Origin of the sequence: Actinotignum schaalii (genome assembly GCF_028864145.1) — a bacterium.
GTDB lineage: Bacteria > Actinomycetota > Actinomycetes > Actinomycetales > Actinomycetaceae > Actinotignum > Actinotignum schaalii_B.
The window spans coordinates 1-13,840 of record NZ_JARBHJ010000007.1; the positions used below are offsets into that span (position 1 = coordinate 1).

Below are 13,840 nucleotides of genomic sequence, written 5' to 3' on the forward strand. Positions count from 1 at the left end.
CCTGAAAGGTGTTCCGGCCACCTGCGCTAGCTGAGGGATTCCTCGTGTGGCTATAGTTGTTCAGCTTGCCCCGGCCGCGCCCGGGCTTCGGCGCGGGAGCGGGGCTATCTTAACCGGGGAAAGCCGCATTGATGGCATCCACGGATGCCTTGGCATCGCCGAGCAGCATATCGGTATTCTCATTAAAGAACAGCGGGTTTTGCACCCCGGCATAGCCGGCATTGCCCATGGATCGCTTGAAGACAATCACCTTCTTGGCATCCCAGACATGCAGCACCGGCATACCCGCGATGGGCGAACCGGGCTCGGAAGCCGAAGGATTGACCGTGTCATTCGCCCCGATAACCAGCACGACATCGGTATCCGCGAAGGAATCGTTGATATCGTCCATTTCCTCCACGATGTCATAGGGGACTTTCGCTTCGGCCAGCAGCACGTTCATATGCCCGGGCAGGCGCCCGGCCACCGGATGGATAGCGAAACGTACCTCAGTTCCGTTATCGCGCAGCTTCTTCGTCAGCTCCGCCACCGGATATTGGGCTTGGGCCACGGCCATACCGTAGCCGGGGGCAATAATCACCGAGCTGGCGTCCGCGAGTTCTTGGGCCACCTCCGCCGCGGTGGTTTCCGTGTGGCTGCCATAGTCACGCGCCTCCCCGGTAACTGCGCCGTCGGACCCAAAACCGCCGAGGATCACAGAAATGAAAGAACGGTTCATGGCCTTGCACATGATGTAGGAGAGGTACGCGCCCGAGGACCCCACCAGCGCTCCGGTAATGATAAGGAGGTCATTGCCGAGGGTGAAGCCGGCCATCGCTGCCGCCCAACCCGAGTAGGAATTGAGCATTGATACGACGACGGGCATATCGCCACCGCCGATCGCGAGCACCATATGTGCCCCGAGCAGCAGCGCAATAATCGTGATGAGGATGAGGGGAATGAGGCCGGCCCCCACCCCGCGGGTCCAGGCGAACCAAATAATTAGCCCCAGGCAGGCCAGGATCGCCAGCAGATTAAGAAGATTACGGGCCGGGAGCACCAGCGGCTTACCGGGAATCTTCCCCGCGAGCTTCAGGTAGGCGCATACCGATCCGGTGAAGGTGATCGCGCCGATGAACACCGCCAAGCCCACTTCGCCCATATGGAAGGCATTTGTGGGGGAGAAATCTTCCCCGGGTTGCTGGAGGAAGGAGTTGTAGCCCACCAGCACCGCTGCCGCGCCCACGAAGGAATGCAGCAGGGCGATGAGTTCGGGCATGCCCGTCATTTCCACGGTGCGGGCCCGCCAAATCCCGATGCCGCCGCCCACCACGAGGGCGAGCACGAGCACCAGCACAATAACTGTGGAAGAAGCTTCCGTGGGGAAGGCGAGAACCACGATAATCGTGGCAACGAGAGCCAACACCATTCCGATGGTGCCTAGAATATTACCTTTCGCCGCGGTTTCCTGTTTGGAAAGCCCGGCCAGGGCAAGGATGAAGAGCAAGGCCGCCACCAGGTAGGCGACGGTTTGCACGCTGAAAGCAACCTTAAGACCACCCAAGCTCGGGGCGGCAAGGGTAACGATGTCGTTAATAGTGGTGAGCACGGCTTAGCTCCTCTTGAACATAGATAGCATGCGCGCAGTCACCAAGAATCCACCGAAAATATTGATGGATGCGATGGTGAAGGCGATGGCGGCAAGGATGGTCACGGCGAGATGTCCCGAACCGAGCTGGAGGATTGCCCCAACCACGATGATTCCAGAAATCGCGTTCGTCACGGACATGAGCGGGGTGTGCAGCGCGTGCGTCACCGAGGTGATGACGTAGAAGCCCACCACGCAGGCCAGCATGAAGACGATTAAATGCGAGGTCATGCCCGGCGGTGCCGTGAAGAGAATCCACAGCGCTACCGCCGCTGCCAACCCGGCCCACAGATAACGCAGTGGGCTGGGGCGGGCCGGTTCAGGCGCAGCCGGAGGTGCGGGAGGTGCCGGAGGCGCGGCCGGTGCGGCCGAGACCTTGATGGGCGGAGGCGGCCAGGCCACCGCTCCCCCGAGGGTGACCAGAATGCCGCGCACAATATCATCCTCGGTATCCAGCACCAGCTGGCCATCCTTTTGCGGGGTGGTGAGTTTGAGGAAATTAACGAGGTTCTGCCCGAAAAGCTGGGAGGCTTGGCCGGGCAGGCGCAAGGCGAGATCTTCGTAGCCGATAATCGTGACGCCGTTGGCGGTGTGGAGGATTTCTCCCGGGCGGGTGCCGGCCACGTTTCCGCCGTTGGCCGCCGCCAAATCAACGATTACGCTGCCGGGTTTCATGGCGGCCACTGCCTCAGAGTCCAAAAGGAGCGGGGCCGGCTTGCCGGGGATGAGCGCCGTCGTAATAACAATATCCGCGGCGGCGGCTTCCCGGGCGTAGACAACCCCGGCGGCATTGGCCTGATCCGCAGTCATTTCGCGGGCGTAACCGTCCGCGGATTCCTGGCGCACCGGGATCTCCACGAATTCGGCGCCCATGGACTGGACCTGTTCGGCCACATCGGCACGCACATCCGTTGCTTTGACGATTGCGCCCATGGAATTGGCGGTGCCGACCGCGGCGAGCCCGGCGACGCCCGCTCCGATAACGTAGACAGTGGCCGGGGGAACTTTACCGGCAGCGGTGACCTGGCCGGTGAAAAGCCGCCCGAAGTGGGAGGCGGCTTCGATCACGGCCCGGTAGCCGGAAATATTGGCCATGGAGGAACGTACGTCCATGGACTGGGCGCGGGAAATACGCGGAATTGCGTCAAGCGCCAGGGCCGTGAGTTCACGGCGGGAAAGTTCCTCGATAAGTTCGGGCGAGCCGGCCGGGTTCATGCGTGCAATGAGGGTGGCACCGCGGCTCATGCGGTCAAGGTAGCTGATATCCGGGGCGTCGGTGGCTAAAACGATATCCGCGGCCCAGGCTTCTTGCGCGGAGACGAGGCGTGCGCCCGCGCTTTCGTACTGGCTATCGGGGTAGGACGAGGCCTCCCCCGCCCCTGTTTCCACCACGACCTCGTAGCCCAAAGCGATGAGCTTGGCCACGGTATCGGGGGTGCCCGCCACCAGGGGGTCACCCGGGCGGGTACTTTTAGGTATTCCAATAAGCATAAAGTGCTCCTCAGTACAGCACTGCCGTGCTGCGTTCTGCGTAGGCGACGCTCCAGATACGCCATTGTCGCGCCGCCGCGGGACATCCCTTATTATTCCACGTTTCCCGAAAGGGCCTGAGCGCGCCGGAAAGCGTGAGACTGCTCGAGCGCAAAACTGTGCCAGCGTAAGCCTAGGCGGGCTACTGCCCGTGCGCCGGGCGCTACTGGACGCACGGCCGTCTACCGGCCGCGCCGGATACTACCTGCCGCGCCGGGCACGCCCGATAGCAATAATCGCATGTTCCACGGCGTACTGCGGATCGCGAGAGGCACCCTTGACCTGTTCATCGGCGAGCGCCACCGCTCGGATAGCTTGCCCCAACCCGGCATCGCTCCACCCGCGCGCTTCCCGGCGGGCCCGCTGGGCTTGCCAGGGCGCCATTTTCAATTCCCGCTGGCTGATTCCCGGGGCCTGGACAATGGCGAGCTGGCGCAGTTTGGCCGCGAGCGCGGCCACGATAGGAACAGGGCTGACCCGGGTGGCGAAGGCGTGGCGGGCCAGCGCTAAAGCTTGGCCGGTGCGCCCGGCCAGGGCCGCGTCCGCGATCTCAAAGGGGGTTGCTTCATTACGCCCGGCGTAGAAATCCCGAATATGGTCTTCGGTGATCATCCCCTCCACATCGGCGAGCAGTTGGGCGGTGGCGCTGAGCAGTTCGCGCAGGTCCTGCCCGAGTGCGTCAACGAGGGCCCGTACCGCGCCGTCCGTGATTTTGCGCCCGGCGGCCCGCACATCCGCCGTCACCAAACGCGCTTTATCATCATCGCGTTTGATTTTTTCGATGCGGGCTACCTGCCAGCCCCCCGCAGCGATGGCGTCGATAAGTTTTTTGCCGCGCGTGCCTCCCCCGTGTTGGATAATCACGGGGATATCCGCGTTGGGTTGCTGGAGGTAGGCGAGCATCTCCGCGAGGAACGAGTCATTCATATGCTCGGAGCCGGTCACGACGACGATGCGGTGGTCCCCGAAAAGTGAGGGCGAGGTGTGGAGGGCGAGGGAACCGCGCTCGTAGGATGCGGCGTCCAGACGCACAACCTGTACCTCGGGGTGTGTTTGGCGAGCGAGGCGCACGAGCCGAGCCCAGGCACGCTCGGCCAGCACCGGCTCTGCACCAATGATGAGAATGACCGGTTCTAAGCGGAGAGCGTCGTACCCGACCGTGCGTTCTTTGGCTGCCATGGCTCCATTCTCTCATGTCATAACTCACCTGTTGTGCGGCAGGTGGCCGAACCGGTTCCGCGCACTTCGATACCAGCTCACCGTCCGCCCAGGCTATTGCCCCGCAGGTGAGGGTCGGATAGATGCGCGCGCCGGCATAGAGTTCGTAGACGCGCGCGGAGGGGTGCCCGTAACTGTTCTCCCCTACGGATATGAGGGCAATTGCGGGGGCAAGTTCGCGTGCGAGGCGCTCGGATTGGTCCGCGCTTCCGTGATGGGCGACGACGGCAATATCAACCGGCCCAACCGCCCCAACGAGGCGTTCCTGGGCCGGGGCAGTCGCATCCCCGAGCACCACAATGCGCTGGGCTGCCTGGGTAGTGCCGCCGGGTAAGCTACTGCCGCTGGCCATGCTAATGCCGCCGGCCGAGCTGTTATCTCCGGATCGGCGCGGGCTGTCGACACCTTCAGCATCGAGGAGGACCACGAGGGAATCAGCATTAGCTTCCTCGGGAATGCTACGCGCCCCGGGCTGCGGGCTGAGAATCCGGGCGATGGGAACATCCTCTACCCGTAGGGTTGTTCCCGCGGCTACCACGCTGACCGGAATCGAGTGCGAATCGAGTAGCGCGAGTGCGGTACGGGACTGGGGCTTCGGGGCGGAATTTGGTGATATCCACACCGCGCTGATTGTGGTGGATTTGAGAACATCGCGTAATCCTTCCACGTGGTCGGAGTGGAAATGGGAGAGGATGAGCAGATCAAGATGACTCACCTGAGCATCGCGCAAGCAGCGGGCAGCGGCCGGAGTACGAGGCCCAACATCGATCATCATCGTGTATCCGCGCACCCGGTAGAGAAAAGCTGATCCCTGGCCCACATCGCATTGCACCGCCGTCCAGTTGGGAGGAATCGCGGTGCTCCCGGGCCATCGTGATAGCCCGAGGGCCGCGAGCGCGGCGACAAGAATAAGAACTGCGCTCAGGCGAGGCACCACCAGGAGCGCGAGAACAGCACATATGTGACCGATTCCGGCAAGGAGGAGGGGAATTCCTGATCCGGGTAGAGAGGCAAGCAGGCGGGCTACCTGGTCAATCCACCACGTGGAGAAAGCGGCACAGGAGATGGCGAATCCAGCGAGAATCGGGAATAGCGGGGCGGTGAGCGCACCGACAAGTCCGAAAATGGTGAGCGGTGCGACCACGGGTGCCACGAGGGCATTGGCCGGGACCGCCCATAGCGACCCGGCTTCGGTAAAGAGGAGAAGCACGGGTAGGCAGGAAATTTGAGCTACCAGGGGAATGGCGATGACCCGGGCGAGGGTAGCCGGGAAGAACCGGGTGAGGTATTCGGTGAGCCGGTATCCCCCGCAGATAATTCCGAGGGTGGCGCTGGCGGAGAGCAGGAACCCGTAGCCGGTTGCGAGCCAAGGATCCATGAGGGCAGCGGCGATGCTCGCGCAGCTCAATGCATTGATGGCTTGGCTCCGGCGGTTCATTCCGAGTCCCGCCAGAACGACCAGCCCCATGAGTGCCGCGCGGATAACCGAGGGTGCGGGTCCCACCAGAATAACCAGTCCTCCTAAACCAATAGCTCCGGCTAGTGCGGTGCGTAGGGGCCGGGCCCGGCCGACCGCCATGATAATGATGCCGAGGACGAGGGAGACATGAGCCCCGGATACCGCAATGAGGTGGGTGAGGGCGGTTGTGCGCATGGCTTCTTCGAGTTCTGGGGATACCCGGGTATCGTCGCCTAACGCTACCCCGGGAATGAGGCCGCGGGCGTGTTCGGGGCGAGCCGACAGCAGAGTGGCGAGCGCGGTATCGATACGGTGGACGACGCGCGCACTGGGTGCGCCACTTCCACTTAGCTGAAGTGCGGGCCCGGACCAGCGGGCACTTTCGCGCCGCCCTTCCACCGCGGTGAGGCGGCCGCGGCCTATCACGTGTTGGCCGGCCAGTGCGGTGCAGGGAAGCTCCGCGCGGATGCGCGCACGCGGGCCGGCTTTGAGCCGCATCCCGTTCGGACCCGCGGTGGTGATCATATTAGGACGCAGAAGCGCCGTGCATTTTTCTTCTCCCCACGGTGTGGTGGAGGGTTCCGGGCGGGTCGCGATAGAGGCTTCCAATTCCACGCTTGTGTTGACCACTGGGATATGTGCCCCGGATAGGGCGAGCAGCCCGGCGATGCTAGCAGCGCTTCCCGTGCAGGCCACCGCGAGGATACTCAAGACCACCCCGCTTGCCTTACCGCGTAGTTGTGGATGGGACCGGGCGCGGCCGGCTACCGCCCAAGCGGTCGCGAGACACAGGGCAGCACCGAGGAATGCGAGAGGCTCGTACCCATTCAGCGCCGCCCATGCCCCACCCAGAGCGGCACCGGCCGACGGCAGGAGGCGCATATCTTGACCGTGGCCCGCGTTCGCGGATGCCGAGCCGCGCTGAATGCTACGAGTACGGGCACGAGTAGGGGTGCGGGTGCTGATACCGGTCATACGGTCACCAAGGCAGATAGCTTATTAAATTTAGCTGGCCCAATACCGGGAACCTCGAGGAGATCCTCCGGGGAGCTAAAAGGACCGTTGTTTTCCCTCCAGCTGAGGATATCCCGGGCGGTGGCCGGGCCCACCCCGGGCAGGGTCTCTAAGTCGCTGGCCGAGGCAGTATTGAGGTTAATGAGGGCACCAGAATTGCTTTTCGCGGATCCCCCACCCCCTCCGCCGCCACCGCCCACTCCTCCAGCGCCGCCATTCTTTCCACCGCTACTGCCACCGCTCCCACCCGGGCTTGTGCTGCCACCCGATCCGGAAAGTGCTCGCGGTGCTTCACCGGGTGCGGGTATGTGGATGTGAGAGCCATCCGCCACGGGTTCGGCTAGATTGACCACGGCACCGTCAGCATTCGGGGTGAGCCCGCCAGCTAATTCCACCAGGTCGTTAACCCGAGCTCCACCGGGAGCGCTATATACACCCGGGGTGACCACCTCACCAGAAATATAGGCGACGATGATTGCGGGACCGGATTCTCCCGCGGTAGGGCTAACCGGCCCAGTTTTGCTGCCCACCACCCCACCCTGAGAAGGACCCGGCGAAGCCTGCGGATCGGTAGAAACCGCAGCCGGATCTTCCATGTTGGCACCCGAACTGGCCACACTGTTCCCCGGTGGCACCGCTGCGGGGCTGGCGGAAGTGGGTCCACCTCCACGCCCGAGCCAGGCCAGCGCCCCAAGAATGAGGAGCCCGCCCAGCAGAGCAATAGCAAAGGCACCCAGTGCTCGAGGAGACCAGCGCCACCGCGATGCCTGCGCAGGGGTGGTGAGCACGGCGATATCTTCACCGGTACCAGCCCCAAGGGCAAGATTCGCGAAATCCCGTACCGCACTGCGGCCCTGCGGCCCACCCGCACTCGGCTCCAGACCTGCCTCCGGTACCGGATCAGGATGGGGCAGGCTGAGGCGCGGGGCGGGGAGAGGTAATAAAGTAGTCATGGCCCCATCATGCTCACCCTCGTGCCCTCACGCCGGCACCGCCGCCCGCTTGGGGATAACACTGACGTTTGACCAGCTGTGGATAGGTACCGCCACCGCCGCTCTACAATATGGGTATGAACGACACCGATATTGCCCGCTTGCGCGCCGAAGCGGCCGAAGCCGCTGCCAAAGCTGCCCGCGCGGAAGCCGAACTCGCCCAGGCTCGCCTCGATGCCGCCCTCGCCGCACAAACGTCACTCGCTTCAGAAGCCTCAACTGCCACCGACACCGCCACTGACACTCCACCCGCCACCGCGGCAGAGAAGCGCCCACCCGTGCAGCCGGCGGCGGCGTCGCCGGAAGACTCTCCGGAACAATCCCCGGAACCCAACAATGACGATTACGCGAGCGAGATGGCTCGCAGCTACCAGATATCCGGACCGGCTCTCACCCTGGGCGCCTACCTGGACCCGACCGGGAATCCGCGGCCCGATGTTCTGGTACGGCTACCTTTCGCGAGTTTCAACAGGCACGGCCTGGTATGTGGGGCAACCGGCACCGGGAAAACTCGTACCCTCCAGCTGCTGGCCGAACAGCTAAGCGCGGCAGGCGTGGCCGTGTTCCTTACCGATATTAAGGGCGATCTTTCGGGCCTGTGCGAAGCGGGCGTGCCTTCCGATAAGCTCACAGCGCGCACCCGGGCTTTGGGGCAGGAGTGGGCGGGGGCCTCGTTCCCGCTGCATCTGTATTCCCTCACCGAAACAACCGGGGTGCCGCTGCGCTCCACGGTGGAGGATTTCGGTGCGTTGCTCCTGGCCCGGGCCCTCAAACTTAACGACACCCAGGAATCGGCGCTGGCCTTGGTTTTCGCGTGGGCGGAGAAAGAAAATCTGCGACTGTACACCCTGGAGGACCTGCGCGAGGTACTCCATTATTTGACCACGGATGGGAAGGCGGAGCTCTCCGGTATTGGCGGAGTATCTACCGCGACCGCCGGGGTGATTTTGCGCGAAGTATCTGCCCTGGCTGCACAGGGTGGGGATATGTTTTTCCAGCGTCCGTCCTTTAGTCCGAGCGAACTCATTGCCCACGAAGGTGAGCGCGGTGTTATTTCCGCCCTGGAGCTTCCCGACGTGCGCGATATGCCCGAACTTTTCTCCACTTTCACCATGTGGGTGCTCAGCCGGCTCTTTTCCGACCTGCCCGAGGTAGGAGATACTCCCCTGCCCCGCCTGGTGTTCTTCTTCGACGAAGCGCATCTACTGTTCTCGGGTGCGTCCCGGAATTTCGTGGACGAGGTTACCCGCGTGGTACGCCTCATCCGTTCGAAAGGCGTGGGGGTTTTCTTCGTAACTCAAACCCCGCAGGATATTCCGGAATCGGTACTCGCACAGTTGGGTACCCGCATACACCACGCCCTGCGCGCCCACACCCCCAAGGACGTCAAGGTTCTCAAGGAAACAGCAAAAACTTTCCCCTTCTCGCCCCTCGATATTGCGGCCGTACTGCCCGCGTTAGGGACCGGTGAAGCTCTGGTCACGGGTTTGGGCGACGACGGCGCCCCTACGGCAGTGGCCCCTACCCGGCTGTGGGCGCCGCGCTCCGTCATGGGCCCAGCCACACCGGCAGCGCTGAGCACCGCCCTCGGCACAACACCCCGGCCTGCTCCTCTTTCCGGGGAGGCCACGAGCGAGGGCGCGGCGCGTGGGGTTGCCGAGCGGCGCGCGCAACTGGAAGCTGCCGCGGTGGCCGCTAAAGAAGCTGAAGAACAGCGGCGGGCCGAGGAGGCCGCAGCGAAGAAAGCCGCCCGCGAGGCGGAGAAAAAGCTGGCGGCCGCCGAGCGTGAAGCCGAGCGGGCCGCCCAGCAGGCTCAGCGGAATGCCGAAAAGGCTGCCGAGCGCCAGGCCCGGCGCCGCGATGCGGCCATCGATTCGGTGGTGCGCAGCGCCGGGAGGTCGCTCGGCCGCTCGATTATTAATTCGATTTTCGGACGACGGCGCTAGCGCCGGCACCTCCTACTTGCGCGCGTACGAAGTGGACGTAGCCGGATAGCTCATAGTGACGGTGAGGCTGCGGGACTGGCCCGGGGCCAACGCCACGCGCCCCACTTGATCCGACCGATTAAAAGCATTGGGGAGAGCGGAAGCCGGGGCCACCAGGAGTGCTTCCCGGGCCCCGCGTTCCAGCGTATCCCCGGTCCATAGCCGCACATAGGGTGCTTCGCTCGGTTCCTGGGCAAGGATAATATCGCGTTCGCGGGCCGGATCGGTGAGGACGGTTGCCACGATGCCGTCGCTGGTGGGGACCAGCGAGGTGAAGGTGGAGTCGATACGGCTAGCACCGAGCACCGGCCACTCCACGGGGGTGCTTACCCCGGTGAGCGCGGCATCGCCGGGAGCTGGAATTCCGTGGGCATCGGCCGCGATCTTGGTGCGAGCGCTGACCGTTGCCGACATTTTTGAAATGGAGGCGAGCTGCGGGAAGCGCAAGTAGCCGTTCCACGCCACCGCCACCGGGGCGCAGCTCTCACCCAGGTTCGTCACTTCCACGCTGACGGACAGATTATGGGTTCCCGCGCTGGAATCGCCCAGCGCGTAGACCACTTGAATTCCCACGGGCCAGGGGTACCCCGCGACCGCGGGAAGCTCCGCGCGCAAAATAAGCGCATCTGCGGAGCGTTCCCGCCGGAATTCACAAGTGTGAACCCGCAGGCACCGACCGGTGGTATCAGCCTCCAGGTGGTAGCTCTGCCCGTCCCAGGTATAGCACCCGCCGGCGAGGTGCCCCACCCAGGGAGCTTCGATGAGCCCACGTCCACCGGCTGCCTCCTCTAATTCGGCGGCACTGCGGTAGCCGGAGAACACCTCACCGTCAGGATCCCAGGAGAGGAGAGTAGCCCCGCGCGCAGCTACGAGAGCGCTGGCTCCGCCAGGTGCGCTGAGAAGCCACGCCGGGTTACCGTCAAAGTCGTGCGCCGTGATTCGCATACGTGCCACGATATTCCTCCTTAATCCCGCGGGTTCCTCCCCTTGGATGAGTGCCTGAGTTCCGGGCGCTGAGCCTGGCGCCGCGCCCGGACCACCTCAGAGCCCGATACTTGACTGCGTTCCGATTTAGGGAACGATATTGATGAGTCCGGGGGCGCGCACAATAATTTTGCGCGGTTCGCCGTCCAGGAAGGCCTGCACCCGTTCTTCGGCCAGGGCTCGGGCAGTTAGATCCGCATCGGAAATATCCTGGGGTACCTCCAGGCGGGCCCGGACTTTACCTTTAACCTGCACCACGCAGGTGACGGTGTCATCCACGAGAAGCGATGCGTCACTGACCTGCGGGAAACTAGCGCGCGCCACCAGGCCGGGCTGCCCCAAACGTGCCCAGAGTTCTTCGGCAATATGGGGTGCGACCGGGGCCACCATGGCCACGATAGCGCAGGCAGCTTCCCGCGGCACCGCTTCCAGCCCGGTGAGGTGGTTATTGAGCACGATGAGCTTCGAGATCGCGGTATTGATACGCATATGGTCGTAATCATCCGCAACTCCCGCGATAGTGCGGGCCAGGAGCTTGGCGGTTTCGGCATCGGGGGCGGCATCGCTGACCGTCACCTCACCGGTGCGTTCATCAACAATATTGCGCCACAGCCGCTGCAAGAAGCGCTGCGAACCCACCACCGCACGGGTATCCCAGGGGCGGGAAACATCGAGGGGGCCCATGGACATTTCGTAGACGCGGAAGGTATCCGCGCCGTACTGATCGGCCATATCATCGGGCGTGATGATGTTCTTGAGGGATTTGCCCATCTTCCCGTATTCCCGGTTGACTTTCTCCCCCTGGTAGTAGAAAACCGTTTCACCGTTTTCTTCGCGTTCTTCTACCTCATCGGCCGGTACATAGGCTCCGCGGGCATCGGTATAGGCGTAGGCTTGCACGTAGCCCTGGTTGAAGAGCTTGTGGAAAGGCTCCGAGGAGGAAACGTAGCCCAGGTCAAAGAGGACCTTGTGCCAGAACCGCGCGTAAAGCAGGTGGAGTACCGCGTGTTCGACACCGCCCACGTACAAATCCACCCCGCCGGAAGTGTTACCGGCCTCGGGACGCGGGCCCATCCAGTAGGCTTCGTTTTCCGGGGCGCAGAAGCTATCCGAATTGGTGGGATCCACGTAGCGCAATTCGTACCAGCACGATCCTGCCCACTGCGGCATGGTATTGGTTTCGCGGCGGTACTTCTTGAGGCCATCGCCCAGGTCAAGCTCCACATTCACCCATTCCGGGTTACGTTCCAGCGGAGGTTGGGGCAGCGAATCTGCGTCGTCGGCATCATAAGAGGCCGGCGAGAAGTCCTCCATTTCGGGCAGCTCCAAGGGAAGCATCGATTCGGGTAGCGCGTGCGCAATCCCCTCCTCGTCCCAAACGATCGGGAAGGGTTCACCCCAGTAGCGCTGGCGGGAGAAAAGCCAGTCGTGCAGACGGTAGGTGACGGTGGCGGTTCCGGCCCCGCGTTCTTCCAGCCAGGCGATGATCGCGGCCATGGATTCCGTTTTGCTCATGCCGTTGAGGGAGATCTCCTCATTGGCGGAATCAACGAGGATGCCGTCCCCGGTGTAGGCGCCTTCCTCCAAATTCGGGCCGTACGGGTCCTCCGCCGGGCCAATGGTGCGGATGACGTCCAGATTGTATTCACGCGCGAAAGCCCAGTCACGATCATCATGGGCAGGAACTGCCATAATCGCACCGGTTCCGTAACCGACCAGCACATAATCCGCCACGAATACCGGAACTTTGGCGCCATTGACCGGGTTGATTCCGAAGAGCCCGGAAAAAACGCCGGTCTTTTCGTGGGTATCCGAGGTGCGTTCCATTTCCGATTTCGCGGCGGCACGAGCCCGGTAGGCAGCTACCGCTTCGCGCGGGGTGGCGTATCCGCCGGTCCATTCTGCACGGGTGCCATCCGGCCAGCTATCGGGAACCAGCAGAGCCTGAGCATCAGCTTCCGTGCCGGGCTCGGTCCCGCCCAGTGCGGCGTGCTCAGGGGCAACGGCCATGAAGCTGGCCCCGAAGAGGGTATCGGGCCGGGTGGTGTAAACATCGAGAACCCGCCCGGAACCGTCAGAAAGCTCGAAACGAACCGTGGCACCGTGGGAGCGCCCGATCCAGTTCTGCTGCATGGCCCGCACTTTATCCGGCCAGTCGATAGTGTCCAGGTCGCTAACGAGGCGATCCGCGTAGGCGGTAATCCGCATCATCCACTGGGCGAGATTGCGCCGGAAGACTGGGAAATTACCGCGTTCGGAGCGCCCTTCCGCGGTCACTTCTTCATTGGCGAGCACCGTTCCCAAGCCCGGACACCAATTAACGGGTGCTTCCTTAATATAAACCAGACGGTATTCGCTGAGTACCTCCGCCTTTTCTTTCTTGGAGAGTTGCTCCCAGGGCCGGCCATCCGGAGTGGCCTTTTCCCCGTTAGCAAATTTCGCTTCGAGTTCCTCAATAGGCCGGGCCGCACCATTTCCGCGCCCGTCCCGGCGCGGGTAATCCGGGTCAAACCACGAATTGAACACCTTCGTGAAAATCCATTGGGTCCACTTCACGTAATCAATATCAGTAGTGGAGAAAGCCCGGCGTGAATCGTGAGAAAGCCCGAGGCGATGCAGCTGGGCGGCCATATTGGCAATATTTTCCGCGGTGGTAATGGCCGGGTGCTTGCCGTTTTGCACCGCGAACTGTTCGGCGGGAAGTCCGAAGGCGTCATAGCCCATGGTGTAGAGGACGTTCTCACCCTTCATGCGGTGGTAGCGGGCCACGGTATCCGTGGCGATATACCCGAGCGGATGGCCCACGTGCAGGCCGCGCCCGGAGGGATAGGGGAACATGTCCTGGATGAAGAACTTCGGAGCCGAGGTATCACCCGCGAGATCCCCAACCGGGTTCGCGGCGTAGAAGGCACCTTCCTCTTCCCAGCGTTCCTGCCAGTGGGCTTCGATCTCATTAGCCAGGTCCGCGGTGTAGCGGAACTGGGTCATATCCTCAGCGTTCAAGGGTACTCCTTTTCGACGGTCGACTTCG

7 protein-coding genes and 1 pseudogene are annotated in these 13,840 nt (G+C 63.1%); 1 reads left to right on the forward strand and 7 read right to left on the reverse strand.

Translation table 11 applies throughout. The features are described from left to right. Positions 1 to 109: 109 nt before the first annotated feature. The 5 genes and pseudogenes from pntB to PWJ82_RS02420 all read right to left on the reverse strand — a co-directional run bounded on the left by pntB (position 110) and on the right by PWJ82_RS02420 (position 7,801). Positions 110 to 1,543, reverse strand: a complete 1,434-nt coding sequence (pntB, locus tag PWJ82_RS02400) for a Re/Si-specific NAD(P)(+) transhydrogenase subunit beta (protein ID WP_342455160.1) — start codon at positions 1,541 to 1,543, stop codon at positions 110 to 112. 48 nt (positions 1,544 to 1,591) lie between these two features. Next, positions 1,592 to 3,118, reverse strand: coding sequence for a Re/Si-specific NAD(P)(+) transhydrogenase subunit alpha (locus PWJ82_RS02405; RefSeq protein ID WP_274735127.1), 1,527 nt, complete (start codon positions 3,116 to 3,118; stop codon positions 1,592 to 1,594). Positions 3,119 to 3,358: 240 nt separating this feature from the next. Beyond that, positions 3,359 to 4,336, reverse strand: coding sequence for a DNA polymerase III subunit delta (holA, locus tag PWJ82_RS02410; RefSeq protein ID WP_274735129.1), 978 nt, complete (start codon positions 4,334 to 4,336; stop codon positions 3,359 to 3,361). A gap of 640 nt (positions 4,337 to 4,976) precedes the next feature. After that, positions 4,977 to 6,809, reverse strand: a pseudogene (locus PWJ82_RS02415) (ComEC/Rec2 family competence protein); the annotation flags it as partial. Next, on the reverse strand, positions 6,806 to 7,801 hold the full coding sequence (locus tag PWJ82_RS02420; RefSeq protein ID WP_274735131.1) for a ComEA family DNA-binding protein: 996 nt from the start codon (positions 7,799 to 7,801) through the stop codon (positions 6,806 to 6,808). The gene PWJ82_RS02420 and the pseudogene PWJ82_RS02415, both read right to left, overlap by 4 nt. A 116-nt stretch (positions 7,802 to 7,917) precedes the next feature. Here PWJ82_RS02420 and PWJ82_RS02425 point away from each other — a divergent pair, with 116 nt between their 5' ends. Then, a complete protein-coding gene (locus PWJ82_RS02425; RefSeq protein ID WP_274735133.1) occupies positions 7,918 to 9,786 on the forward strand; it encodes a helicase HerA-like domain-containing protein in 1,869 nt (622 codons plus the stop codon). A 12-nt stretch (positions 9,787 to 9,798) separates the two neighbouring features. On the opposite strand, the gene PWJ82_RS02430 is transcribed toward PWJ82_RS02425, so the two are convergent. Both PWJ82_RS02430 and PWJ82_RS02435 read right to left on the reverse strand, forming a co-directional pair. Next, the gene (locus tag PWJ82_RS02430) at positions 9,799 to 10,770 is read right to left on the reverse strand and encodes an aldose 1-epimerase (protein WP_274735194.1); all 972 of its coding nucleotides are present in this window, start codon (positions 10,768 to 10,770) and stop codon (positions 9,799 to 9,801) included. Between the two features lie 126 nt (positions 10,771 to 10,896). Beyond that, on the reverse strand, positions 10,897 to 13,797 hold the full coding sequence (locus tag PWJ82_RS02435) for a leucine--tRNA ligase (RefSeq protein ID WP_274735196.1): 2,901 nt from the start codon (positions 13,795 to 13,797) through the stop codon (positions 10,897 to 10,899). Positions 13,798 to 13,840: the final 43 nt, after the last annotated feature.

Bases quoted from the DNA above. Each gene is read 5' to 3' on its own strand.
- PWJ82_RS02430 (WP_274735194.1), bottom strand. From the start codon at position 10,770: ATGCGAATCACGGCGCACGACTTTGACGGTAACCCGGCGTGGCTTCTC.
- PWJ82_RS02405 (WP_274735127.1), bottom strand. From the start codon at position 3,118: ATGCTTATTGGAATACCTAAAAGTACCCGCCCGGGTGACCCCCTGGTG.
- PWJ82_RS02435 (WP_274735196.1), bottom strand. From the start codon at position 13,797: ATGACCCAGTTCCGCTACACCGCGGACCTGGCTAATGAGATCGAAGCC.
- holA (WP_274735129.1), bottom strand. From the start codon at position 4,336: ATGGCAGCCAAAGAACGCACGGTCGGGTACGACGCTCTCCGCTTAGAA.
- PWJ82_RS02420 (WP_274735131.1), bottom strand. From the start codon at position 7,801: ATGACTACTTTATTACCTCTCCCCGCCCCGCGCCTCAGCCTGCCCCAT.
- PWJ82_RS02425 (WP_274735133.1), top strand. From the start codon at position 7,918: ATGAACGACACCGATATTGCCCGCTTGCGCGCCGAAGCGGCCGAAGCC.